The sequence below is a fragment of the Fictibacillus sp. 26RED30 genome, from assembly GCF_015903845.1.
Lineage (GTDB): Bacteria > Bacillota > Bacilli > Bacillales > Fictibacillaceae > Fictibacillus > Fictibacillus phosphorivorans.
In genome coordinates, this window is sequence record NZ_JACZDV010000002.1 from 316,218 (window position 1) to 340,490 (window position 24,273).

Genomic DNA, 24,273 nt, shown 5'->3' on the forward strand with positions numbered 1-24,273 from the left:
ACGAATCTATCTTTTATAGAAGCAGATAAGCCAGTGGAGTCGCTAGGATTAACGCTAGCACCGTACGCTGGAACCAGATCAGCACAAGCTTCGGCACACTCACCGGAATTTCTGTAGACAACACACATGGAATACTCGCTGAGAAGAACAAGATAGAAGCTACAGAAACTACACCGATTACAAATTTCGTGACAAGTGCCGCTTCCGCTACTAAGAGTGCTGGCAGGAACATCTCAGCAACACCGATGGAAGCCGCTTTTGCAGCAAGCATGGCATCCGGAAGCTGCAGCGCCCATGTGATCGGATAGAAAACGTAGCCCAGCCAATCAAAGACAGGCGTGTATTCTGCCAACAAAAGGGCGATTAAACCGACACTCATAATGGAAGGCAATATACTCATCGCCATTAGAAAGCCATCTCTGAAATTAGACCAAATATTTGTAAAAAATGCAGGAGCATTCTGAGATGAATCCATCGCGTTTCTCCAAGCCGTTTGCAAGTATTTCTCATTCACCTCTTCTTCCGGCTGACCTTCCCCACCTGAATACGTATCATCCATTCTGCTTAACGGACGAATTCTCACTGTGATGGCCGTTACTAAGAAAGTGACCACAAGCGTCGTCCAGAAGTAGGTGTTCCACATCTCCATCAAACCTAGCGTTTTCGCCACAATGATCATGAACGTTGCAGAAACGGTAGAGAAGCCTGTTGCAATGATAGCTGCTTCTTTCACCGTATACTTTCCTTCTTTAAACACGCGATTTGTGATGAGTAGACCAATTGAGTAGCTTCCAACAAATGAAGCGACGGCGTCGACCGCTGATCGGCCCGGCGTTTTCCAAATAGGTCTCATGATCTTTTGCACAAGAACCCCTATGAATTCCATCAGACCATATCCCACAATAAAGGCTAGGAATACAGCGCCGAGTGGAACGAGCAACCCAACAGGGATCACGAGTTTCTCAAATAAGAACGGTCCCATGTTCGGATCGCTTAACCAGCTCGGACCCCATTCAAAATAAAGAAGGACAGCTGCAACGAGTCCTACAACTTTTAACAAAGAGAACGTAGTTGTAACTCGGTCTTTGTTCCACGTTTTTTTGTAGAACGGATAAACAGCACCGAGCAATATGACGAGCAATGCATAAAGCGGCACTGCTTCACCCGCCGTATCCCTTACCCACGTTACAAGGTGATCGAGTGGGATCGACGACTTTCCTTTCACTGTGATCGGAATGAAGAACATGAAAATACCAACTGCACTGAACAAAAGAAATTTTAACGAATGAGACCAAGAACCCGCAGTTTTCATTACTTCCAACTCCCTTTCCGCTTGATAAGCCTGCACTTGTCAGGCTCTCTCTACATCTTATCGGGACAAAGTTCGAAATATGACGAGTCGTGCTTGTACAATTTTTATAGGTTATCTTCCCTTTTTGTGTCTTTATATGTCTGATGACAACGTGTCTAGGGAATAACAGTTACATAATCAAAAGAACAGGAGTGTTTTGTGCATGAAGTATTTTATCAATGTGAACAAAAGTGTAGAAGAAGAGTATGGAAAGATGTTTGTATATGATCCTGAACACAACAAGGAGAACGAAGACGAGCTGGAAGTGTTGAACAACTTGGACGAACAGGATCAGGGTAAGCCTTATATTTTTCCGAAAAGCTTCTTGTTAGAAGTTGCGGCTGAGGATTACGAGAGATATGCGGAGGCGAAGAGAAGTAATCAAGATGTAGAACGTGTGACTGAAAACATTTTAGAGAAGTACCGGAATTAGATATTTTATAAACGAGTACTCCGTATGGAAATACTCGTTTTTTTATGAAAAAAGATGCCGCTTCTCAAGAGAAGCAGCATCCTACCAAACTAATTCTTATTAATTGTCATCACGATATCCTTCGTGTTCTTTGCAATCGCGCCGCCGTCATTTTTGAAAATAGTCGTTTTATTCTCTTCTGACGGTTCGATATGGATGTTCAGCTTGTTCTCTCCTGCACTTAAATTCACCGTGTGTGAGAACGTCATGTCATCGTTGATCGTAACCGGCTGACCGTTGATCGTCATTACCCCTTCTTTGATGGCATTTCCTTTTAGGGTGATCGTGTCAGATGTTACAGTCTGGCCATCTGTATGAGAGGTCACAACAACCGGCATGTCGATCCATCGTAAAATCTTATCTTGAACGACCATCGCATTGCCGCCTTGGTTCGTGACAACAAAACTCAAGTCTGTTCCTGTTGCACCGTATCCGTAATAACTTACATCATCATCGTTCGGATTACCCGGTGTATGGTCAGCAAGTCCTTCTTGATCCCAAGAGCTGTTCTTGGCGTATTTGTAGGTAATGACTTCACCTTCTTGCGCTTCAAACGTATATTCATAATCGTTCGTTACCGCGCCGCCACGCGTCATCTTCCACGCACCCGTGTTCCAACCGTTCTTGCTACCTGGCATCGTAATATCCACGCCTTGTGGTGTATAAGCTGGTGCGTTTACTTTCATTGTTACTTTTACCATTACAAGATCTGGTGTAACTTGAACGGCGTTCGACTTCACGCTGTTACCGGCTTTATCGAAGATGTGCACTTCGTAACTGTAGACCTTTCCGTTCGTCACGTTCAAATCTTTGTACGTTGTTGCACTTGTATCAAGGACTTGATCGATAACTTCTCCATCACGAACAATCGTGAATAGATAAGGCTCGTTCGCTCCTTCTACAGACCACTTCAGATTCACTTGTCCTGATTCTTGCGCTGGTTCTTCTAATGTTACTGATGTTGCAGGAGCAGTCGTGTCATCACCTTTTGTAAAAGTAACTGTCTTTGTTTCACTTGTGACCCACTTTCTGCCTAAATCGGTTGAGAACGCATAACGATATTGATACGCTCCCTCTTTAAAAGGTAAGAAATCTGCGCTAAATGTGTTATATTCTCCGTTTTGAGCGGTGTACATCCCTTTATGAGATGTCCAGTTCGTCTTGCCTGGTTCTTTTACTTGCAGCTCACTCTGTAATCCTTCTGCTAGTTCTGTCTCTGTTTCACCTGTAATTTTGATATCAGCTGAAACCGTTTGTGGCTTAGATAGGTCAATTACGCCATTCTTTAACGCTGTTACATTTGAAATGTTATAGTTTCCGTTTTTCAACTCCACATGTGGGATTGCGGCTTTTGATTCTGTTTTCATCGACTCGTTGTTGTTTCTATCGATCGCAACAACTGCAAAATAATACTTGCGTCCGTTGTCTAGGTTATCGATCTTAATCGAGTTTCCTTTTGTTTCTGCTACCTTTTCATAAAAAGCACCTGAGATCGTGGTTTGATAGATTGCGTAGCGTTTTGCGTCACCTTTCCAGAAAAGCGAAACTGCGTGACTACTTTCTGAAGCTTTAACGTATTTAACAGCTTTTGGCGCTTTCAAATTCTGGTGCTTATCTGAAACGAGCATACGACCGCTCATCGCTGGAATTGTTACTGTTAGCTTTCCATCCTTTACAGCTGTTTTGTACTTTTTGTTCAGCTGATCTGTTAGCTTCACGTTGTTTACGATCAGCTTTTTCACGTCTAGTTCAACGGTTTTAGGTTCGTTGCCGCGGTTTGTAATAACAAGCGCCGCATTCTTCTTATCTGTACGAGCATAAGCAAGCACATCTTTTTCAGCGTATAGGTGATGAAGTTCACCATAGCTGAAGAGATCATGGTAATCACTACGCACTTTTCCGATGTTTTGATAATGCTTTATAAGATCCTTGTCCTCAGAACCCCATGGATATGTTCTTCGATCGTCCGGATCTTTAGAGCCCGTAACGCCCGCTTCATCTCCATAATAAAGAGTCGGTGCGCCCGCATAACCCATCTGTAAGATTGCCGCAAGCTTCAGTCGTTTCACACCTAGCTCATGATCGTACTTCGGATCCAGCTCAGCACGCTCGTAAGAATCTGTTCCGTTTCCAAGGATAAACGCTGCACGAGGTGTATCATGAGAACCCATCAAGTTCATCAACGCATAAAACGCTTCTTGTGGGTAATCCTCAAACACGGCGTTCATCTGGTTTTCTGCGCCTTCTGCGTTACCGTTTTTTAAGTAGTCGATCATCGCACCGCGGAAACGGTAGTTCATAACCGAATCATACAGATCACCAAGGAAGTATTCAGACGCATCATCCCAGATCTCACCTAGGATTAATGGATCTTCTTTCTTACCTTCCTTCAGCTCTTTTCGGAACTCTCTCCAAAACTCTGTATCTACTTCGTTCGCAACATCCAATCGCCAGCCTGATGCACCGCGATCTAGCCACGATTTTGCAGCCGAATCTTTGTCGTACATGATATAGTCTGCGAATGGCTTGTTGTTCAACTCAGAATCATAGTCTACCGCTTCACCTGGAATGGATTTAATCTCAGGAAGTGAGTCAAAGCCCCACCATGCTTGGTATTTATAGACGCCGTTTACTTTTTCGTTCTCGATGTTAAACCAGTTATGAAACCCGTATGAACTAAACTCTTGTCCTTCTTTCTTGAACTTCGCTTCTGTTTGTTTTTTTGCTTCCGTTTCTGATAGACCTTTCGAACTCATCAGGTCATAGATGCTTGCCCAATATTCATACGCACCGACCGTTTTGTATTTGCTGTAACGGTCAAAATAGATCGAATCGTCTCCAACATGGTTGAATACACCATCAAGGATCAAGTGCATCTTCCGTTTTTTCAGTTCTTTTGTAAAAGCCTTAAATTCTTCTGGTGACCCAAACATCGGATCCATCGCTTTATAGTCCGTCGCATCATACTTATGATTGGATGCTGCATGTGCAACTGGATTCAGGTACAGCGTATTTACGCCAAGTGACTCGATATAGTCTAATTTCTTCTGGATACCAGCAATATCGCCACCAAAGAAGTCGTTCGACCATATTTCGTCCCCATCATAGCCTTCTGTTTCTGCTTGACGAGGGTTGTCCGGCAGCTCATTCCAATCTCGGTGCTCGATCGGTTCAGTGCCACGAGCCGTTGTTTTTGCTTTGTCGTTCTTTTTGTTTCCGTTATAAAAACGGTCAGGGAAGATCTGATATACAACAGACTCTTTCATCCAGTCAGGTGTTTTATAAGACGGGTCGTATACAGTCATCTGGAATAGAGCGGCGTTCGTATCAGCTGCTGCCCCTTTTCCACCCTCACCTGTATCTTCTCCGTATTCTTTTACCGCATCTCCATCACGGGCGGTGAATTTATAGCCGTACACCCCTTTTTCTTCAGGTGTAACCGTAGCTTCCCACAGCTCGATGTCTTCGCCGTTCACTGTCGTCCAGCCAGCGTTCACCATATCTTTTACCGTCGTATTGCCAGAGTTATAGTTACGAAGATATAGCTTTGCGCCAGTCAGGTCGCCCTTTTTTGTTTGCAGGCGAAGGGTTACGTCTTGTCCAGCTTTGATCGCTCCAAACGGCGCACGAAATGCTTCGTTCCATGTATCATGGTGAAGCTTGCCTGCGTTCACGCTGCCATCCGGAAGACCCCCGTCATAGTTCGTGTACACTTCTTTTGTGTCATGATTGTAAAAAAACGTGATCTCTGCGTCTTTCAGTACGTTCAACTTCATGTTGTCTGCCGGATAATTTGGCGCATCCCAATTGTTGCCGAGCACTACTTTAAATTCGTGCTTTCCTTTTGGCACTTGTGCGGTGTACGTGTAGATGTTGTCACCGTCTTCATCTTGTAATAGTGCAGTCGATTCACCAGGTGTCCACTCGCCTCCTGCTCCGATATCCGGCTGGATGTCACCTACGATTCGTGGTGTTTTTTCAGCAGGAAGTGGTTCTGAAATCGTTAATTTGTGAGTCGTGTCATCATAAACAAATGTAACTTCTTTTTCCGTGTCGATCGTCAACTTGTAGTTATCCCCACCTTGTTTTCCATCCACTCCATAGTTCTCATCCCATGAACCATTGATCGCAACCTTGTATTCATAGGTTCCGGCAGGAAGAGTACCTGTTAGTCGGTATTTTCCGTTCGGTTGCTGTTCCATTTTTGTAGCAGTGTCAGCCGGGTTCCAGTCACTAGAACCACCAAGTTCAGATTGCAGATCTCCAACAAGCGTTACGTTGCGCTCCACCGCTTTAGTTGAAGAAGGTTGTATGAGTAATGCAGATGCAAACGTTTGCAAAATAAGCGTAAAAAGCAATAACCAAGAAACCGTGTTGCGAGTTTTCATTTTCCTCACTTCATTTCCCCCTTTATTGTTGTGCAAATTAGCGAAAGCGTTTGCACAAATGCTTTTAAGATAACGCTTTCATTCCTTTTATTATGCCATGTTTTCTTTTCTTGGAAATGAGCCGTTCGGCTGATAAAACTGTTTATAAATAGTTAAATATTCTTATGTTTTCGACATTTTCAAGGCGGTAGAGGGTTTGGAAATATGAAGTTGATAGCTGTTTACTTGTTTTTTTAAGTCAAGAGTGAAATCTGAGGGCTATGGAGCGAAACAAGAGATTTTTGGAGCGAAAAGCGGTCATGTTTGAGCGAACGTGTAATAAATTAAAAAACACGTACCGTGAAATTTTATAAGATGCACGCACCTTGCAGTGAAACTTACTCGTCCCATGTCAAATTACTTCAAACAACAAAAAACCGGGTCCTCTCTGGTAGGTAGAGGCCCGGCACTTCTTTTATCTTATTCAGCTGACTCTTCTGTTGATTCCTCATCTGTTGAAGTTTCTTCTTCTGTAGAACCTTCTTCATCGGTCGTTGTTTCTTCATCTTGAGTCTCTGTTTCTTCTGTGTTTGTTTCTTCATCCGTGTTCGTGTCTTCCGAGTTGCTACATGCAGTGATCAAAAATATTGCCAAAAGAGATGCTCCGATTTTAGCCAAAAACGTTTTGCTCATTGTTCAATTGCTCCCTTCGGATTTTCATTATGATTTTTGCATGAGTATGGGATTTCTTTGTCCCTGTTCAGAATATATCATGAAAAAAAACCGAAAAGACGCAATTTACCAAGTCATAACGGAGACTTTACAATTCTAAAATTAGCTTTATATGAGCTTAATAATTATAGATCATAATGCAGCACATATTGCGGCCCGACTGGACCAGGTTTGATCTGACCGCGATCTACAAAACCTACTTTTTCGTAAAGTCTTTTTGCAGATTCGTTTTTGAAGTTTACGGCTAAAATGAGTTCGTTTACTTCCGGAAAGTGTTTGGAAACAAACAGAGGAAGCTGCAGCATCGCAACTTTTGCGTACCCTTTTCCTTGCTCAGGGTGATTGATGGATAGTGCACGAATGACCATAGCGTTCGGGTTTGCCGTAAAATCTCCAATGTTCTCACCCTTATGCAGAACGAAAAAGCCGACTGTTTTGTTGTCACCCTCAATAACTACAGGATGACGCCCCTGATCTTTTTCACATTTCTTTAAAGCATCATTCGGCATAGCCGTGAATTTTTCTTGCTCCTGTGGTAAATAAAATGCATTTAACGCTTCTCGATGTATCTCGTGAAAGAATGTTAGTGTTGTGTTTGCCATCTATGTAACTCCTGTTCAGTTTTATAAGGTAACGAGTGATTCTGCAGCTTCCAGCCACGTTTTTGCCATAAGTTCGTTTCCTTTTCGTCTCATGTGTACACCGTCTGTTGTTAAGGACACGTCTGGTTTTTTGGTTAGATGGTTGAGGAAAATTTCATGCGTAGGTACGAGCACCGCTTTAAATTCTTTTGCTAACTTTCGGACCACTTCCACGTACGGCATCAACAACTGATTTCCTTGAGATTCTGTGTTTTCCTTTATAATCGTAGGTTCCATTAAGACAAGTTTTGTTTTTGGTGAAAGCTGCGTTAACAACCCCCGATACACTTCCTCAAATTTAGAAGCATCCACCTGCTCCAATTGAGGGCTGTCGAGCTGTCTCCACACATCGTTGATTCCAATGGAAACAGATAAAAGATCAGGCTCAAGATCGATTACATCTCGCTGCCACCGAAAAGCGAGGTCTGTCACGCGATGTCCGTTCACACCTTTATTGATCACTGTTACTTCCCCTGGCAAGACTTCTTTAATCATGCGAACGTAACCGTCACCCAGTCGATCTGCGTCTGTGTTTTTATTTGAAGCTGTAATGCTGTCACCGATAAAAATAATTTTCATCTCCATTTCCCTCCCTGTTTTCTTTATTCTATTTTATCACGTCGAACCGAAATGTTAGGATTTAAAGGATTTTACATTCTTTCTTTGAATATCTATAAAAAATCCTTTTTTAAGGAGGTCGTATCATGCTTGAAACAGCGGTTCAGCAACCGAAAACGTTCGGCCAAACAGAAATGAGGCCGTCATACCGAATGGATCTGCGACAGTATAGAGACAGAAAAGAATATGAAAAGTTTGTAAAAGTAAATACGGTGAACGATTGGTCCACTGTGACGTGGAAAGATATTGGCAAACCGTATGAGGTGACTTCTTTTTCAAAAGAAAAAACAGAGTGGGAACAGACGCACGGCGAGATGCTCCCGGTCCATACATCCTGGACGATGTTCAACCAGTCCTTTCACGAGTGGTTCTCTAAGGATGTACCCAATGAGATTGGGGATAAAAAGAGCGCTTTTTTTAAAAGTTTAACAAGCTTCAAGCCTAGTGAAGTAAAAACGGCACTTGGTGATTACGTGCGGATCCACCTCTGGAATTATGTGCACCGTATTCAAGACGGCATCTGGGATCCGCGTGGAAAGAGAGCTTTGTTCGAGGGACTGGACGTTCTGAAACCTCGCATACTATTTTTGGGAGCTGCTGAAGGCTATGAAGCGATGCAGCTGTCAGCGATGTACCCTGACGGTGAGGTAGTGATGGTGGATTATGATCCGTTCTGCCGAGATACACGGTTCACAGAGTTTCCTGAGTCTTATCCGTTTTTGGGGAGGAATTCAGGAACGGGCGGAGACAAAGTTTATTATAAAAATGACTTCAATATCTCGTATGTCGTGGATGATATTCGCAATCTCCCATATGGCAGAGAGTTCGACATCGTACTCAGCGTCGGGTTGTTAGAGCATTTTCCAGACTCTATGAAAGCTGAAGTCGTTGAGTGGCATCGAAAATTCTTGAAACCGAGTGGCTATATCGTGATGACGACACCTCGTGCGCAATTGCGTTCCAAACTGTATTACGAGATCATGGCGGATGTGATGAACCATACGTATCGCGAGCTGATGACGTTAGAGCAGATGGGACTCTATCTGCATGAAAACGGTCTGGAGATTATGCGACATGGTTATATAAAGGTGCATAACGGAATTGTGGCAAGGGCGAAATAGGAATGTGTGAAACCTGGAGAGGGCTCCAGGTTTTTTGATGTGTTCTTTTTTTGTAAGGTCTTTAAAATATTTGATGTTAGTTAACAGATTGATAGCGAAAAATGTCGAAAATCGGATAAATAATTTTATACACGTAATTATTGAGCTTTAACCCGGAATTATTGAACTTATCTGCGGATATAATAGGAATTACCTCGTAATAATTTTACAGCGACCATCTTATGCGAACATATCGGAATAGTGTATTTTCCACATGTACACTTAATCCAATTTTTTTATTATTTTCAACTCTGGATTTGAATAGTTGTGTTTTTCAATAATACTTCCCTTAATTCAGAGACAGTATTAACAATAGAAGTAGGTTTTGCAGCTGTGAGTTCTTCCATTAAACCATATCCGTATGTAACGCCTATTGAATTGATACCTGTGTTACAAGCCCCGATAATATCATGCTTTCTGTCACCGATCATGATGAACGTTTCCTTTGGTTGATTGTTGTAATGATGAAGAATGTACTGAATGATCTCCGTTTTACTCGTACGTGTTCCGTTGAGATTGCTGCCAACAATCAAGTCGAAATGATGATGTATGTTGAAGTATTTTAAGATTTCTTCAGCAAATACGGTAGGTTTTGAAGTTGCGACAACTAATGTAAGGCCATAGTCTTTGAGTTCTTGAAGAAGTGAAGGAATATGTTCGTAAAGTGTATTCTCGTACATGCCAATGTCCTTGAATCTTTCACGATAGTGCGTGATGGCTATTCGGATCTGCGTTTCATTAAAGGAATAGAATTCTTGGAAAGATTGTTGAAGTGGTGGTCCGATGAAAGATTCTAAGTGATCAAGGTTCTCTTCTGTAATGCCCATTCTTCTCAGGGCAAACTGAACAGATTTTGTGATACCGATTTTAGGATCAGAAAGAGTGCCGTCTAAGTCAAACAAGATATATTCATAATTCTTCATCCTGATTTACTCTCCTTCGCAGCCATATTTTGAAGCTCAAATTTAAAATAGCATAAAAAGAAAGCTTGAAATAGGACTTACACCCTAAAGGAATGCTCCATTTCAAGCTTTTATGATAATTGTGTGGGGTCAGACCCCACTGTGGTTTTTTATTTGCCTAGTGCGAAGGTGATCTCGACTTCGCAGGCTACTTGGCCATCAACGGTTGCGATCCCTTTGCCTTTACCGATCGAACCGCGCACACGTGTCATCTCTACTTCTAGACGAAGCTGGTCGCCTGGTACGACTTGCTTTTTGAAGCGACAGTTATCGATGCCTGCAAAGAAAGCAAGGCGGCCACGGTTCTCTTCTTTTTTCAGCATAGCGACTGCCCCTACTTGAGCGAGTGCTTCTACGATTAGTACGCCTGGCATAACCGGATATTCCGGGAAGTGACCGTTGAAAAATTCTTCGTTCGCTGTAACGTTCTTGATTCCGACAGCACGCTCTCCTTCTTCTACTTCTAAGATGCGGTCAATCAGCAGGAACGGATAACGGTGCGGAATGATTTCTTTAATTTCTTCGATTGTTAGCATATACAAACATCACCTTTCTTTTTCACTCATTGTTTCTAATCTATTTTTATTATACTTGGTATTGTTACCTGGTACTAATTTTACATCAAAAGAAAACAATGACTATATTCATTGCCATTGTTTTTTTATTATATCTTTACCCATCTTTTTCTACAAGGTCGATGATATGTGTCCATGTTTCTTTTTCAAACACGTTCATCGGTTTGCCGTCACCAATCACGCCATAGCCAACCATCGTACCAACAGCAAAGCAGACGATGATTCCACAGACGAGGAGCAGAAGACGAAGCCAAATCGGAAAGCTTCTTTTCGTTCGGCGTTGGTACCACTGTTTCTTCTCTTCTTTAGTAGACGTTTCTTTTTCTTGGTAACGCTGTGTTTTCGGTTTTTCGTTTTTATTCAACTCTTGCATCTTATTCGTCATACAAACCTACCTCATTTAGCGAAGCCCGTTTACTAACCCCATCATTTGGTCAGCAATTGTAAGAGAACGCGCATTAAATTGATAAGAACGTTGTGTTTGAATCATTTCCGTCATCTCGGTGGAAATGTTTACATTCGAGGATTCGAGTGCACCTTGCTGAACGAAGTTACCTGCTCCAGCATTTACTTCCTCTATCAGTTGATTTAACGGAATGTCCTGTGGCGCTTGCAAGTTCTGCCCGACAGATACCATCAACTGCGGCCGAACCATGTTCACAATCGCTAACTGTCCTGATTCAACAATCGCTCCATTATTTAACGTTACCGAAACTTGGCCGTTTTGTCCAATGGTAATTTTGCTATGATCAGCTGGAATCGTAATCGGTCCGTCTACACCCATTACTTTATTGCCTTCTGATGTAACAAGTTCCAACTGATTCGGGTTGTTAGCAGACGGTGATAAATAGAACGCGCCGTCCCTTGTGAACCGCTGCGTTTCGTTTCCGTTGTTATCCACGCCCGAAACCTGAAAATAAAAGCTAGGCTGTGTGAGCGCTACATCAAGAAGCCTGCCTGTCTGCTGGAGCGTGCCCGCTTCTAAACTGAGCGCAGTTGAAGAAACACGTGCTCCGCTGCCCAGTCGAATTCCGTTGGGCGTTAGTCGGCCCGCTTCAGTCGGATTCAGTGCTTCACTATTAATCTGCTGAAAAAGAATATCCGAAAATTGCGCCTCGCGTCTTTTATAGCCGTTCGTCGTGCTGTTCGCCATATTATTTGAGATGGTATCAAGCTTATGCTGCAGCTGCCCCATCGTTACTGCTGCTGAAATCATAGACTGGTTCATTTTTGATCCCCCTAACCGATTCGGCCAATTTCGTTCGATGCTTTTTCCATGGTACGGTCATAGGCTTGAAGCACTTTTTGGTTGGCTTCAAACGCACGATAAGCCGTCAGCATCTCTGTCATCGTCTGTTCCGTGTTCACGTTCGAACGTTCTACAAAACCTTGCTGCACGTTGTACGTAATGTTCGGATTCCCAAGAGCACTCGGCGCATCCCCGTTTCCATCCAGTCTGAATAACCCTGAGCCTTCTTTTACAAGATCGTTAGGGTTCGTGATGTACGCAACATCGATCTGCCCCGCAACTGCACCGTTATCGAGCACCGTACCGTCTTTGCTCACTGTAAAATTGTCGCTTCTCACCGTGATTCGGTTACCATCGGTTCCAAGCACATAATTTCCTTCCGGCGTTACAAGACTACCTTCTGCATCCACTGAAAAATGACCATTCCTCGTAAAGCGTTCTTCTCCGTTCACGTTCAATCGGAAAAAGAGTCCGCCGGGCTTACCTGTTTCGGGGTCAAGTGGAACTTGTCCTTGAAGAAGCGCCATATCCGTTTTTATCCCCGTCTCGCGCATGTCACCTTGCAAAAAGTTAGGTGCAGTTTCCTGAACGTAAACACCTGTTGAGAGTGCCGCTGGTCCGATCGGGTAGTTGTTCGGCAGCTTCTTACCGTTCATTTCCGTCTCTCCCATATGCTGAAGCAGCATCGTTGGAAAAGTGCGCAGACTCGCATTGTCCGCTTTATATCCAGGCGTATTCGCATTCGCCATGTTGTTTGTTAAAATTTCTTGTTTGCGCTGCTGTGCCAGCATGCCAGCTGCAGCATTATAAAAGCCTCTTAACACGGAGTATTCCTCCTGTATTTGTAATCTGGACACAATATGTCTCATCTGTTGTATCGACAGTTTTTTACAATTATTAATAGATTTCTGCAAAAATAATGATATTCTTTTTTCATGATGGGGATTTCGTCCTAGAGGTGGTGGAGAGAAGTGAAGTGACTTTGTGATGCGAATCAGCTTGTTTGTCGAAAAGCCTATAAATGAATTTGAAGGACTATAAATCTTTTCAAAGGCCTATAAAATAATTTCAAGGACTATAAATTATTTTGAGGGCCTATAAATTTCGATTTAGGGCCTAGAAGCTGTTTTTCGCGCTTATCTAGCCTTCCATTTCTTCATACAAAAACAAAATGCCACCCACATTGGGCGGCATTTCCATCATTAAAACACTTTTCTTTTCGCGATCTTATCCATATGTTCAAGCATTAAGCCTGTTCCGTTCGCTACGGCTCTCATGGGCTCTTCTGCGATCAATACAGGTACTTTTAATTCATCTGCAAACAGCTGGTCGATTCCGTGAAGAAGCGCTCCACCACCTGTTAGCATGATACCACGATCGATGATGTCAGCGGATAATTCAGGCGGCGTTTTTTCTAAAACGCTCTTTGCCGCTTGAACGATCACCATCACTGGCTCCATCAATGCGCGTTGAATTTCTTTTGAACCTACTGTAATCGTACGTGGAAGTCCTGATACCATGTCACGGCCACGGATCTCGAGCTCTTCGTCACGCTCGTAAACGGTAGCTACGTTCAATTTAATATTTTCAGCCGTACGTTCACCGATCAACAGCTTGTACTCTTTTTTAATATATTGAAGGATTTCAGTATCGAACTTGTCCCCAGCCATCTTAATAGAAGAGGACGTAACGATATCTCCCATGCTCAAGACCGCAATGTCAGTTGTGCCACCACCGATGTCCACAACCATATTGCCGCTCGGCTGGAAGATATCCATCCCCGCCCCAATTGCAGCCACTTTTGGCTCTTCTTCAAGAAAAATATGTTTCGCTCCGCACTTTTGCGCAGCTTCTCTAATCGCTTTTTGTTCAACGGATGTAATGTTCGTTGGTGTACAAATCAAGATTCTAGGCTTGGCAAACATGCCTTTTACGTTAATCTTATTAATAAAATGTTTCAGCATCTGCTCGGTTACTTCAAAGTCAGCGATAACGCCGTCTTTTAACGGGCGGATCGCCACGATGTTCCCAGGCGTACGGCCTACCATGCGGCGGGCTTCTTCTCCTACAGCGAGTGCTTTTCCGGTATTCGTGTCGATCGCAACGACAGATGGCTCATCGAGTACGATCCCTTTTCCTTTTACATAAATTAGTACATTAGCGGTACCAAGGTCAATTCCAACGTCCCTTGAAAACATGTTATATCCTCCCTGTTAACATCCATACGATATAATGACATTTTTAGTAAAAAATCGAAGTTCTATCCAATTTATCATTATATCACAAGTCTGTCGAACAAGGTGAAATATTGTCAAAAATTAATTATTTGATACTGGAACGATGCGGCACATAATGTATATTGTTTCATCTAACATCCTTCATACTCATAAACTTACTGAACAACTTCCTCTGTGCCTTTTTTGTACTTTACGCGAGTCGCTTCTCCACCTCTCAAGTGGCGGATGGACTTATGGTATTCGAGGATCTCTTTTACGTTGTTTGCAAGATCAGGATTAATTTCAGGCAGCCGCTCGGTGAGATCTTTATGCACCGTGCTTTTGGAAACCCCGAATTCTTTTGCGATCATGCGGACTGTTTTTCTTGTCTCCACGATATACCGTCCTATCTTGATGGTTCGCTCTTTGATGTAATCGTGCACACCACTCGCCTCCCTAAAATGGATGTGAGAGATGCGATAGAGACTTGTATGAACAAGCTACGTGACAAGTTTCGTTGTCATCTTCGGCTTATAAGTATTGCTTCCATTCCCCTTTTTCCACCGCAGCCATAGTACGATTTCTCACCGCTCACCCTCAATTGAATTATTGTAGGTTTTGTAACATCTTATTAACCAAGTTTTCGTTATATGCCTAAATCTCAACTGGGACAAGGGGAAATGTCCATATTTGTGAAAAAACCTGCATAAACAGTTGGAAAATTAAGTTATTTAAGTGAAGTGGATGAAGAAAAAATTTTTCACGGTACGTGTTTTTATATGTATTACGCGTTCGCCGGTAAACTTGCTTTTTTCACCGATTAAACTTCTGTGACCACCTGAGAACTGCTTCGTTACACCGGTTATGCAATCGGGACCACCTAAAAAAGTGAATTGGTTCACCGATAAACGGTTGAAATTTAAATAAAAATAAAAAAACTGTCTCGGGTTAAACCGAGACAGCTTCCTTTTTGCTATTATTCGTTAGCACCAGAGTCGTCTGCTGCAGGAGCATTCGTATCTTCGGCTGATTGAGATGATGATTCTTGCTCACGGTTGGCATCTTTACCATCTTTGCCATCCTTCGTGTCTTTCGTATCTTTTGTATCTTTAGAATCCTTTGTGTCCTTTGTATCTTTAGAACCTTTGTCTTCAGCCTTTGGTGCTGGTTTCTTTTCTTCAGCAGGCTTTTTCTCTTCAGCCTTCTTCTGCTCTTCTACTGCTTTCTTCTCTTCCGCTTTTTTCATCTCTTTACGAGAGTCATCAACAGCGGTTGCAAGTTGTGCAACAGATTGATCCCAAGCCATCACTGGGTCGACTGCTTCTCCGTCTTTACGAACTTCGAAGTGTGCGTGGATCTTCGCATCTGTATCATATGCGTTCTCACCAGCTTGTCCTACAACTGCGCCTTGCTTCACTTGGTCACCTTGCTTAACAGAGACAGAAGCAAGAGATGAGTAGTGTGTGACTACACCTTTGTCATGTTCTACTTCTACTACGAATCCTAGTGCAGGATCTTTTGCAACTTTTACAACGTTACCACTTAATGCTGCGGTTACGTCGAATGCTTTGTTATCAGCAGTCGCTAGATCGATACCTCGGTTTTGGTAGTAGATATTGTTATAGAATACAAGAGCTGCTTCTTGTTCTTGAGCTGGAGCTTCTGGGCTAAAGAAATCTTTTACCACTTCAATGGCTTCAGGGTCAGAAACGGGCATCTGGAAAACTTCTTTTGTAAGGGATACAGGCACTGCTGCTCCATTGTCCTCTAATGCGCTATCTGGAGTATTATTATTCTCCGTATTCTTCGCATCGTTTTGATACCATAGAACAGAAGTTAGAATGACTGCTGCAAAGCTTAAATATACTGCAGGATAAACCCAACGTTTTTTCATAGCACTCTTACCTTTCATCGGTACTGTTTTTTTGTTTTGTTTTTCTTCTTCTTTCATTTTTCATCACCTCAGCAACAAGTTTGAACAGAATTCTGAAAATATATACTTTGGCGCAAAACTTTTTTGAAGATTTCGTTCGACAATTGAAAAAACCGCCGAATGCCTTATGACATCTAGCGGTTTCCTAACAACGATAAAGAGGGGGTCTGACCCGGGTCAGACCCCCTACAATTTCCACACAATTTACTGAGGCTGATACGCGAGCCCCTTGTCAGCGATTGGTTTATAGTCAGTTATCTCTATCCCTTTGTAATAATGATTCACGATCTCTTTATACGACTTCCCTTCCTTTGCCATTCCGTTCGCACCATATTGGCTCAACCCCACTCCATGACCGTATCCTCTGGTTGTCACGGTAACTTGCTTTCCTTTTTTCTTCATCTGGAAATCCGTCGACCGCAGCTCCAGCTTCTCTCGTACTTCTTTTCCGGTGAACTCTTTTTTACCAATCGCCCACTTGCCGATTCGTTTTCCGCTTGTTGTGGCTAAGACTTTTCCGATCTGGCCATCTTTTGTTAGCGAAACGCCGAGTTTCTGTTCTACCGTGCTTACAGGCAGCTGGACGGTCTCTGTATATTTCGGAGACTCTTTTTTATCCCACGGACTTTCTACACTTCTTAAATACGGATATTCGTTTTTCCAATAGTCCTCGGAATTAACAGTAAAGCCATTGCTTGTGGAAAAGAAACTCGCTTGAATCGGATCTCCTTCATACGTTAAAATCTGTCCTTTTGTCTCAGAGACCGCTTTGATGATCTTCTCTATCTTTTTGTTGAAATCATCTCCCCAAAGCGTCTCTAGCTCTTCGTTTCCTTTGTACACTTGATGCATCACCGTGTCTGACACGACCGCACCTTCTGGCAGACTATCGTCTTTGCCGCGGTTTAGTAGAGCTTTTACAATAAACGTCCGTGCGGTTAACGCTTGTGCTTTCAGCGCTTCTAACTCAAAGTCTGCAGGCATTTCAGAAGCGACCACTCCCGCTACATACTCTTCTAACGGGATGTTCTGCACCGTATCCATCGATTTTCTGAAAACAGGCACGACGATGTCGGAATGCGGGACTTCTAAAGCTAGCACTCTCTCAGATGGGCGTGCAGCCTTCTCTTCTTTCCACTGGGGAGGTGCTGACGAAAATGGTAGTACGAGTATCGTCGGGAGAAGGACGATGATAGCGACAAAAATAGCTAGAATCCAAATCAACGGCTTTACATTTACATTCACGTTCCCATGCCCTCCTAGATTGTTATCTACCATACAACTTATACAAAAAGGCGGGCTTTTAGAACACAAAACTAGCATTTTTACAATGAAGAACATACCGGTTTACAAGTTTTATATACGCAGACTGAGACAGGCATTTCCTCGCATAATATGAAGAGATGATCGGCACGAAAGGGTGAACAGCATGGACAGTTTTCAACCTCCTGTCTTGGTTCGTACGCTCACGTATGCACCTGGCAATATTAAGATTTATTACCCGCAGATCGAAGGCAAGATCGATCCTCGTATTGAGCAGCAAGTAAACCGAAGAATCGTTCAGATCAACGAGCAGCTCGCGAATTACCAGAATCCCGAGGCTCGTCCAGGCATGTATGGGGAGTTTGCCGTTAAAACGAACGAAAAGAACATCTTGAGCATCGGTTTCTTAAATTTTGCCTATACGCCCATGGCCGCTCATGGAATGACGTATATCAAATCAGAGACATGGGATCTTTCTACAGGAAAAACGTATCAGTTAAAAGATCTATTTAAACCCGGAAGTAATTATGCGGAAGTGATCAATCGTCATATAAAAGAACAGCTTAAAGCCAGGCAGATTGACACACTCGAACCATTCAAAAGCATCAGGCCGGATCAAGACTTCTATATCGCCGACAAGTCGCTTGTGATCTATTTTCAACTATATGAGATCACTGCTTATGTATTTGGCTTCCCCATGTTCCCTATCTCCGTTTTTGATCTACAGGATATCATTGATGAGAACGGACCGCTCGGAAAAATGGCCGTGAATGGTCTGTAATTTATGGGACCAGACAAAAAACATCCAGATTTTTAAGTCTGGATGTTTTTTATATCCTATCTATTTCATTAAAACTTAATCTGATAATAAATAAATGATAATGCCCATCCTGCCATATGAATCAATAAAAGCGTCCCTAAAACAGGTGCAACAGATAACTTAATTCCCATTACCAATAAAATAAATAAAACAGAAATATAAACTAAAGTGACTCTCCACCCATTCGCAAGAGCCTTCACGGCAATATTTTCATATCTTTCATCGATCCCTCTCTTTCGTGCTGCTAACTTTCTCCCCCACCAGAGCCCAAAAAGACCGCCTAATACCCCAAGTAACAATCCTAATAATGCTAACAACTGGTCTACACCCACTTTTTCAGTCACTCCCCTTCTCGAAAATAAAAACTTCTTCGATACTAAGCCGAAATAATTGTGCGATGTTATAGGCAAGCTCTAATGAAGGATTGTATCGGCCGTTTTCGATTGATATTACGGTTTGTCTGGAAACCCCAAGTTTTTCGGACAGTTGTTCTTGTGTCCAGCCACATCTCGTTCTAAGTTCTTTAATACGATGTTCCAAATGAATCACCCTTACGTAAAGCTAACTTTACGTAAAGTATACTTTACTTTTACATATTTTGTAAAGTGAATATTGAAAATCTCAACAAAAAAATCGCAACGGATTCCGTTACGATTTCAGCTCTATTTTTTTGAAACATACAATTTTTTATCTTGATTAACAGTTGCCAAATACACGGACTCGACGCAGTCCACTTGATGTGTTTTCAAGTTTTCTTTTAGCCACGTCAGATCTACGTTTGCTGTTTTAAGATTCTCTTCAAAAAGTTTTCCATCATTTATCACCACTAACGGGATGTTAACTGGAGAGACTGCAGTTTTCATATCTGACGCTGTAACTGGATCGTGTGTACTGTACTTCATGATGCTCAGCTGACCGTTGGGCTCCAACATGCAATACCTGACTTCGGATATATCAAAAACTTTTCTAATCCTAAGCTCAGCTAGCAAGAGATCAATATTCATAAAGTGTTTTCTTAAATGTTTCCTGACGATTTTCCCATCATCAATAAGCAGCAATGGTTTCCCGTTAAAAAAATGAGCAAATGACCTGCTCTTTAAAGAAATCATACTGAGTGCGGTATGCCAGAAGAAAAGCGTTAATATAGGAGTGATCGTCCTTGTAAAAGTCACATCCCCTTCTAATAAGGGAGATACAGTAAGGGCTCCTAGTATCCAGATCAATGCAAAGTCAAAGGTCGTCATTTGGCTAAAGGACCTTTTCGTCACAAACCTTCCAACCAAGAAGACTATAACCCCTACAAGAATTGTTCGAATTACATACCCCATCAATGTAATATCTTTTAACTCACCAAAAACTTGAGGCATCTTAAACCTCCTGCCGGTTTATGTAAAGCGTTTTCTCAGGAGTGAGAATCCCAACGAAAACATCATTTATCGCTTGAATATTAAGTATTTGTAACTGCTGGTTTAACCAATCATGGTCAAGGTTGTTTTTCTTTAGCACCCGCTGATCCACTCTCCCTTCATATATGACAAGCTGAGATAGCTCATTTGGAGTCGTTGGTATACCCACAGAAGATTTAGTTACGGGCTGATCTTTACTGTCGATGGCAACACTAAAATCACCGGTTGTTTCTGCTACTAGAAACTTCACTTTTTCAAGATTAAAAGCATCTTTCACTCGTAAAATGGATAATACATTATCAAGTGTTAGCCTCGTTTTCTTTAAATTTTTCTTTATGATTTTACCGTTTTTTACGATGATAGTAGGCGTTTGCGATACAATCGACGGTAGCTTAAGGTACCCAAAGTAAGTAAAACAAAGCATAAAAATGGTATAAACAATGATTATTGCAAAAGCATCGATCGGCCTTGAATCAGGAACTACGATTCGAGTAGCAGAAATATGACTGATACCAGCTGCCATTATGAAATTATAAGGAGTCGTAATAGCATTCTGCTTAAAACCCATTGCTTTATCAGACGCGAATAACAAAAAATAGAGCAAGGAAGTTCTAAAGACTTGTTCAATAATACTTAAATCCTCTGCTTCAAATAAAACATGTTTCAATTCCATATTTCATCTTCCTTTATGGGTGATTCAATAAATTTATAACTACAGGTTAAACTTCCCAATTCTCCTAATAATTATTTGATAACGATAAAAAAAACCCGACCTCTCACACAGAGATCAGGGTTATTTTTATTGATTTAGTTCACACCAACTGCATCATACGATTTTTTAACCGCTGCTACTTCTGGAGAGGTTGCTCCATAAAGATCAGATGCTGATTGAACAAGAGCTGCTCTTGCTTGGCTGAAGTTTGATGAAGCTGTTAAGTATACCGTGTTAGCGCGGTAGTAGATCGCTCCAACTTTTTGGTTGCCGATCGCCGGAACCGTTACACCATAATGCGTTCCACCGACTGCCAGCAAGTATGCCGCTTTATTGATGATACCGCTGTTGATGTGCACTCCGCCATTGTCGCCCGTTCCTGTGTAGCGAACCGAATAATGATCAGGATCTTGATATTTTGCCGGGTTGCTCATCGAACGAAGCGCGTCATTCGGCGTTCCTGGTGTGTAGATATCTTCTCCGATCTCATAATCCGGGTTGTTATTTTCATGGTGCTCGACTAGCGTACCGAAAATATCGGACATCGCTTCGTTCAACGCACCCGATTCGTTTTGATAGATCAGATCAGATGAGAAATCCGTTACAGCATGTGTTAATTCATGCGCGACAACATCTAATCCGCCTGACAATGATACAAACGTCGATCCGTCGCCATCACCGTATACCATCTGCTGTCCGTTCCAGAACGCGTTGTTGTAATTACGGCCATAGTGAACCGTTGATTTTAATGCTGCTCCTTTATTGTCATACGAGTTGCGGTTGAAGACTTCTTTATAATAATCGTACGTCGCACCTGCATAATAGTGAGCATCTACAGCCGCTCTGTCATATGTCGCGTTCAGCTTGTTATCCGCATCTGCCCAAAGTGTGCCCGGTAGCTGTTGACGGTTCTTCGCATCGTATGTAAATACGCCGTTTCCTCGTGTGTTATCTTGCAGGTAGTACTTACCGCTCGATAATAATGTGTTGAGTGATTTCGTATCGCCAAGGACACCCGTCCCTGTACCAATCGCATTCGTTCCTACTAACGATCCTCCACCCGTTGGCGGTGCTTTATGATCACCATGCGCTTCATCCAAGTCGTTATAAGAATTCAGGATCTTGCCTGTAACGGCGTCTACAAAATAATTATAGTTTCCTGGTTCAGGCGATAAAAAATTCAAGTTCACCAAGTAGGCATAAGTGGCTTTATCTCCATTTGTATACACAACCAGTTCAGATGTTGGATCTGCTTCATATTCCGGTGTGAAACCGAGGTCTTTAACAGCAACTGTTACCGCTTTTGCAGCTGTAATCTTTTTAGCGAACCCTAACCCTGGTTTACTTTGAAGATCAGGAGTAACCGTTCCTGAAAATACAACGAGCTCTCCCTTTTCGTTAACATGCGCAACTTGTGTCGAGCCCCAAATTGGAACTCCTTTATAGGTTTGCTGGATTCGCACTAATTGTCTGCCCAACTCATCCTTTGTAACAGACTTTACCTTGAACGAGTCCTGTGCTTTTTGAGTTCCTAATTTAAATGTTTTCGATTCTTTTTGAAGGTAATTGAATACAACATCCTTTGCCGATTTTGAAGAAGCCTCAGACAGTTTTCCAGATACAAAAGACGGTGTGCCCGTTAAGCTATCCATCTTCTTTGTTGATAAAACATTAACCGGAGCCTCCGCTGATGCTTGTCCTGCTGCTAACGGACTTACGGCAAGACCAAGCGCTAAACCCCATACTGATAATTGCTTTTTCATCCCTTCCCAATCCCCTTTGCTTCATGAATTTTAAAGCCAGTGGATTTATAATAGCACCTTTCTTTTTATTTTCAAACTATTCTTAAAATTTTGATTAAATTGTACTATTATCAAATTTTTTTCAATAAAAACAGGAAGTAGGAACTGTTTTTTTGTGTTCATTCGAGCTAAAGAGCGAAACTTCACCAATAAAAAAAGCTGGCTATGAAAGCCAGCTTTTACAGCTATTTCGATTTTCGACCTTTAATAAAATTTAAAACAAAAACGATCAAAGCGATAACGAGTAAAATATGAATGATCCCGCCAGCTACTTTAAAAATAACACCTAATAACCACAGTACGACTAATATTCCGATAATGGTCCAAAGCATGAGTTCGACATCCCTTCATTAATATAAAAAAGTATAAGTATAAGGTTTAGATTTCCCGAATACGTTATGAATTAAACAGATGGCGCCTCTAAAATCTTGAATCTCGGTGGAAAAATATCATTTACAGGTGGTTGAACACGAATCACCGGTTAAAAGGGGCTGCGTTCAGGTGGAACTACACACTTTTTCAGGTGCTCACCACCAGTTTACCTGCGAACGTGTAACAAAATATATGAACGCGTACCGTAAAATCGAAATACAGCTTTCATAACTACAGGATCACTAAGAAAACAGAAAAACCCTTCCTCAACAATGAGAAAGGGTTTCTCTTATCATATATTATGCTAAATTACTTTTTAATGATTGCTCTTCTTTTGCAGGTGTTGTTTTCACATCTTCGTTTACACGCTCGATGTCAGCACCTAATGCAGCCAATTTTCCAGTGAAATCAACATATCCGCGGTCGATGTGCTTCAATTCAGTTACACGCGTGTAACCGTCAGCGACAAGCCCAGCAAGTACCAAAGCTGCACCTGCGCGAAGGTCAGTTGAAGCAACCTCAGCACCTTGCAGATTTACAGGTCCGTTGATTACAGAAGAACGGCCTTCGATTTTAATATCACCATTCATGCGGCGGAATTCTTCCACGTGCATGAAACGGTTTTCGAATACAGTTTCCGTGATTACGCTTGTTCCGTTTGCACGGAGCAATAGCGCCATCATTTGCGACTGAAGGTCAGTCGGGAATCCTGGGTGAGGCATTGTTTTGATATCAACAGGTTTTAATTCACGAGGTCCGCGAACACGAAGTCCGTTTCCTTCTTCTTGAATCTGTACACCCATCTCTTCCATTTTTGCGATTAAAGGACGTAGGTGTTCTGCGATTGCATTTTCAACTAAAACGTCACCTTGTGTGATCGCTGCTGCTACCATATACGTACCAGCTTCGATACGGTCTGGAACTACCGTGTGCTCAGCACCGACAAGTTCTTCAGCTCCGACAATACGGATCGTACCTGTACCGGCACCGATAACTGTAGCACCCATCGCGTTCAGGTAGTTAGCTAGACATACGATTTCTGGTTCTTTTGCAGCGTTTTCGATGATAGTCGTTCCTTCAGCAAGTGTTGCAGCCATCATGATATTCTCAGTAGCTCCTACACTAGGGAAGTCTAAATAAATCTTTGCACCTTGCAAGCGGCCATCAATTTTTGCTTCGATAAATCCATTTCCGATCTTTACTGTTGCACCCATCGCTTCAAATCCTTTTAGATGCTGATCGATCGGACGTGATCCAATTGCGCATCCTCCTGGAAGTGCGATACGAGACAATCCAACACGAGCAAGCAATGGTCCCATAACTAGGAATGATGCTCTCATTTTGCGGACATACTCAAATGGTGCTTCAGTTTTCAATTCGTTTGTAGCATCAACAGAAATTTCACCGTTTTCAAATGCTACATCAATATTTAAATAACGTAATACTTCGTTAATCGTAAACACATCAGCTAGACTCGGCACGTCTTTAATCGTGCTTTTGCCCTTACTTGCTAAAATGGATGCTGCGATGACAGGAAGTACGGCATTCTTAGCTCCTTCAACTCGTACAGAGCCCTCTAACCGCCTACCACCACGGACAATGATTTTTTCCAACGATATTCC

Annotated in this window: 24 protein-coding genes; 3 read left to right on the forward strand and 21 right to left on the reverse strand. The window is 42.3% G+C overall.

The genetic code is table 11. From position 1 onward, the window contains the following. Positions 1-13: 13 nt before the first annotated feature. Complete coding sequence (locus IHV11_RS14290; protein WP_197195259.1) at positions 14-1,312, reverse strand: YjiH family protein; 1,299 nt, start codon at positions 1,310-1,312, stop codon at positions 14-16. Between the two features lie 202 nt (positions 1,313-1,514). Between IHV11_RS14290 and IHV11_RS14295 the strand changes: the two genes are divergently transcribed. Then, the gene (locus IHV11_RS14295; RefSeq protein WP_197195260.1) at positions 1,515-1,784 is read left to right on the forward strand and encodes a hypothetical protein; all 270 of its coding nucleotides are present in this window, start codon (positions 1,515-1,517) and stop codon (positions 1,782-1,784) included. An 89-nt stretch (positions 1,785-1,873) separates the two neighbouring features. Here the strand turns inward: IHV11_RS14295 and IHV11_RS14300 are convergent, their stop codons facing one another. The 4 genes from IHV11_RS14300 to IHV11_RS14315 form a co-directional block, all read right to left on the reverse strand. Then, entirely contained in the window at positions 1,874-6,211 is a 4,338-nt protein-coding gene (locus IHV11_RS14300; protein WP_197195468.1) for an alpha-amylase family glycosyl hydrolase, read from the reverse strand. 459 nt (positions 6,212-6,670) lie between these two features. Then, the gene (locus IHV11_RS14305; protein WP_197190143.1) at positions 6,671-6,883 is read right to left on the reverse strand and encodes a hypothetical protein; all 213 of its coding nucleotides are present in this window, start codon (positions 6,881-6,883) and stop codon (positions 6,671-6,673) included. A 164-nt stretch (positions 6,884-7,047) separates the two neighbouring features. Beyond that, entirely contained in the window at positions 7,048-7,524 is a 477-nt protein-coding gene (locus IHV11_RS14310; protein ID WP_197195261.1) for a GNAT family N-acetyltransferase, read from the reverse strand. Between the two features lie 21 nt (positions 7,525-7,545). Then, complete coding sequence (locus IHV11_RS14315; protein WP_370568685.1) at positions 7,546-8,142, reverse strand: SGNH/GDSL hydrolase family protein; 597 nt, start codon at positions 8,140-8,142, stop codon at positions 7,546-7,548. A 125-nt stretch (positions 8,143-8,267) separates the two neighbouring features. Between IHV11_RS14315 and IHV11_RS14320 the strand changes: the two genes are divergently transcribed. Then, positions 8,268-9,302: a class I SAM-dependent methyltransferase gene (locus tag IHV11_RS14320; protein ID WP_197195263.1), complete on the forward strand. Its 1,035-nt coding sequence runs from the start codon at positions 8,268-8,270 to the stop codon at positions 9,300-9,302. A 284-nt stretch (positions 9,303-9,586) separates the two neighbouring features. Here IHV11_RS14320 and IHV11_RS14325 read toward each other — a convergent pair whose 3' ends face one another. The 9 genes from IHV11_RS14325 to spoIID form a co-directional block, all read right to left on the reverse strand. Next, positions 9,587-10,264 carry an HAD family hydrolase gene (locus IHV11_RS14325; protein ID WP_197195264.1) on the reverse strand — a complete coding sequence of 226 codons (678 nt, stop codon included), beginning with the start codon at positions 10,262-10,264 and terminating at the stop codon, positions 9,587-9,589. 149 nt (positions 10,265-10,413) lie between these two features. Beyond that, complete coding sequence (fabZ, locus tag IHV11_RS14330; RefSeq protein ID WP_066398842.1) at positions 10,414-10,839, reverse strand: 3-hydroxyacyl-ACP dehydratase FabZ; 426 nt, start codon at positions 10,837-10,839, stop codon at positions 10,414-10,416. A gap of 136 nt (positions 10,840-10,975) precedes the next feature. Then, positions 10,976-11,263 carry a DNA-directed RNA polymerase subunit beta gene (locus tag IHV11_RS14335; RefSeq protein WP_231619488.1) on the reverse strand — a complete coding sequence of 96 codons (288 nt, stop codon included), beginning with the start codon at positions 11,261-11,263 and terminating at the stop codon, positions 10,976-10,978. Positions 11,264-11,278: 15 nt separating this feature from the next. Beyond that, positions 11,279-12,106 carry a flagellar hook-basal body protein gene (locus IHV11_RS14340; RefSeq protein ID WP_197195265.1) on the reverse strand — a complete coding sequence of 276 codons (828 nt, stop codon included), beginning with the start codon at positions 12,104-12,106 and terminating at the stop codon, positions 11,279-11,281. 11 nt (positions 12,107-12,117) lie between these two features. Continuing rightward, on the reverse strand, positions 12,118-12,951 hold the full coding sequence (locus tag IHV11_RS14345) for a flagellar hook-basal body protein (RefSeq protein ID WP_197195266.1): 834 nt from the start codon (positions 12,949-12,951) through the stop codon (positions 12,118-12,120). Between the two features lie 378 nt (positions 12,952-13,329). Next, positions 13,330-14,325, reverse strand: coding sequence for a rod shape-determining protein (locus IHV11_RS14350; protein WP_197128328.1), 996 nt, complete (start codon positions 14,323-14,325; stop codon positions 13,330-13,332). 194 nt (positions 14,326-14,519) lie between these two features. Next, positions 14,520-14,786, reverse strand: a complete 267-nt coding sequence (spoIIID, locus tag IHV11_RS14355; protein WP_007203593.1) for a sporulation transcriptional regulator SpoIIID — start codon at positions 14,784-14,786, stop codon at positions 14,520-14,522. Between the two features lie 533 nt (positions 14,787-15,319). After that, positions 15,320-16,294 (reverse strand): M23 family metallopeptidase, encoded by a 975-nt coding sequence (locus IHV11_RS14360; protein ID WP_197195267.1) that lies wholly within the window; start codon positions 16,292-16,294, stop codon positions 15,320-15,322. 186 nt (positions 16,295-16,480) lie between these two features. Then, positions 16,481-17,521 carry a stage II sporulation protein D gene (gene spoIID / locus IHV11_RS14365; RefSeq protein ID WP_370568687.1) on the reverse strand — a complete coding sequence of 347 codons (1,041 nt, stop codon included), beginning with the start codon at positions 17,519-17,521 and terminating at the stop codon, positions 16,481-16,483. Positions 17,522-17,705: 184 nt separating this feature from the next. Here spoIID and IHV11_RS14370 point away from each other — a divergent pair, with 184 nt between their 5' ends. After that, positions 17,706-18,320 carry a DUF3298 and DUF4163 domain-containing protein gene (locus IHV11_RS14370; RefSeq protein WP_197195269.1) on the forward strand — a complete coding sequence of 205 codons (615 nt, stop codon included), beginning with the start codon at positions 17,706-17,708 and terminating at the stop codon, positions 18,318-18,320. 68 nt (positions 18,321-18,388) lie between these two features. Here IHV11_RS14370 and IHV11_RS14375 read toward each other — a convergent pair whose 3' ends face one another. From IHV11_RS14375 to murA, 7 genes are all read right to left on the reverse strand, one after another. Then, entirely contained in the window at positions 18,389-18,703 is a 315-nt protein-coding gene (locus IHV11_RS14375) for a hypothetical protein (RefSeq protein ID WP_312035251.1), read from the reverse strand. Continuing rightward, entirely contained in the window at positions 18,696-18,899 is a 204-nt protein-coding gene (locus IHV11_RS14380) for a helix-turn-helix transcriptional regulator (protein WP_197195270.1), read from the reverse strand. The genes IHV11_RS14375 and IHV11_RS14380 overlap by 8 nt, the downstream gene beginning before the upstream one ends. Positions 18,900-19,021: 122 nt before the next feature. After that, a complete protein-coding gene (locus IHV11_RS14385; protein ID WP_197195271.1) occupies positions 19,022-19,726 on the reverse strand; it encodes a YetF domain-containing protein in 705 nt (234 codons plus the stop codon). A 1-nt stretch (position 19,727) separates the two neighbouring features. Beyond that, positions 19,728-20,438 carry a DUF421 domain-containing protein gene (locus IHV11_RS14390; RefSeq protein WP_197128321.1) on the reverse strand — a complete coding sequence of 237 codons (711 nt, stop codon included), beginning with the start codon at positions 20,436-20,438 and terminating at the stop codon, positions 19,728-19,730. 134 nt (positions 20,439-20,572) lie between these two features. Beyond that, positions 20,573-22,240, reverse strand: a complete 1,668-nt coding sequence (locus IHV11_RS14395; protein WP_197195272.1) for a M4 family metallopeptidase — start codon at positions 22,238-22,240, stop codon at positions 20,573-20,575. 224 nt (positions 22,241-22,464) lie between these two features. Next, the gene (locus tag IHV11_RS14400; RefSeq protein WP_137791095.1) at positions 22,465-22,611 is read right to left on the reverse strand and encodes a lmo0937 family membrane protein; all 147 of its coding nucleotides are present in this window, start codon (positions 22,609-22,611) and stop codon (positions 22,465-22,467) included. Between the two features lie 339 nt (positions 22,612-22,950). Further along, a complete protein-coding gene (gene murA / locus IHV11_RS14405; RefSeq protein ID WP_197128319.1) occupies positions 22,951-24,264 on the reverse strand; it encodes a UDP-N-acetylglucosamine 1-carboxyvinyltransferase in 1,314 nt (437 codons plus the stop codon). Between the last annotated feature and the right edge of the window lie 9 nt (positions 24,265-24,273).

Bases quoted from the DNA above. Each gene is read 5' to 3' on its own strand.
- IHV11_RS14290 (WP_197195259.1), bottom strand. From the start codon at position 1,312: ATGAAAACTGCGGGTTCTTGGTCTCATTCGTTAAAATTTCTTTTGTTC.
- IHV11_RS14295 (WP_197195260.1), top strand. From the start codon at position 1,515: ATGAAGTATTTTATCAATGTGAACAAAAGTGTAGAAGAAGAGTATGGA.
- IHV11_RS14300 (WP_197195468.1), bottom strand. From the start codon at position 6,211: ATGAAAACTCGCAACACGGTTTCTTGGTTATTGCTTTTTACGCTTATT.
- IHV11_RS14305 (WP_197190143.1), bottom strand. From the start codon at position 6,883: ATGAGCAAAACGTTTTTGGCTAAAATCGGAGCATCTCTTTTGGCAATA.
- IHV11_RS14310 (WP_197195261.1), bottom strand. From the start codon at position 7,524: ATGGCAAACACAACACTAACATTCTTTCACGAGATACATCGAGAAGCG.
- IHV11_RS14315 (WP_370568685.1), bottom strand. From the start codon at position 8,142: ATGAAAATTATTTTTATCGGTGACAGCATTACAGCTTCAAATAAAAAC.
- IHV11_RS14320 (WP_197195263.1), top strand. From the start codon at position 8,268: ATGCTTGAAACAGCGGTTCAGCAACCGAAAACGTTCGGCCAAACAGAA.
- IHV11_RS14325 (WP_197195264.1), bottom strand. From the start codon at position 10,264: ATGAAGAATTATGAATATATCTTGTTTGACTTAGACGGCACTCTTTCT.
- fabZ (WP_066398842.1), bottom strand. From the start codon at position 10,839: ATGCTAACAATCGAAGAAATTAAAGAAATCATTCCGCACCGTTATCCG.
- IHV11_RS14335 (WP_231619488.1), bottom strand. From the start codon at position 11,263: ATGACGAATAAGATGCAAGAGTTGAATAAAAACGAAAAACCGAAAACA.
- IHV11_RS14340 (WP_197195265.1), bottom strand. From the start codon at position 12,106: ATGAACCAGTCTATGATTTCAGCAGCAGTAACGATGGGGCAGCTGCAG.
- IHV11_RS14350 (WP_197128328.1), bottom strand. From the start codon at position 14,325: ATGTTTTCAAGGGACGTTGGAATTGACCTTGGTACCGCTAATGTACTA.
- IHV11_RS14360 (WP_197195267.1), bottom strand. From the start codon at position 16,294: ATGAAAGAAGAAGAAAAACAAAACAAAAAAACAGTACCGATGAAAGGT.
- IHV11_RS14370 (WP_197195269.1), top strand. From the start codon at position 17,706: ATGGACAGTTTTCAACCTCCTGTCTTGGTTCGTACGCTCACGTATGCA.
- IHV11_RS14385 (WP_197195271.1), bottom strand. From the start codon at position 19,726: ATGCCTCAAGTTTTTGGTGAGTTAAAAGATATTACATTGATGGGGTAT.
- IHV11_RS14390 (WP_197128321.1), bottom strand. From the start codon at position 20,438: ATGGAATTGAAACATGTTTTATTTGAAGCAGAGGATTTAAGTATTATT.
- IHV11_RS14395 (WP_197195272.1), bottom strand. From the start codon at position 22,240: ATGAAAAAGCAATTATCAGTATGGGGTTTAGCGCTTGGTCTTGCCGTA.
- IHV11_RS14400 (WP_137791095.1), bottom strand. From the start codon at position 22,611: ATGCTTTGGACCATTATCGGAATATTAGTCGTACTGTGGTTATTAGGT.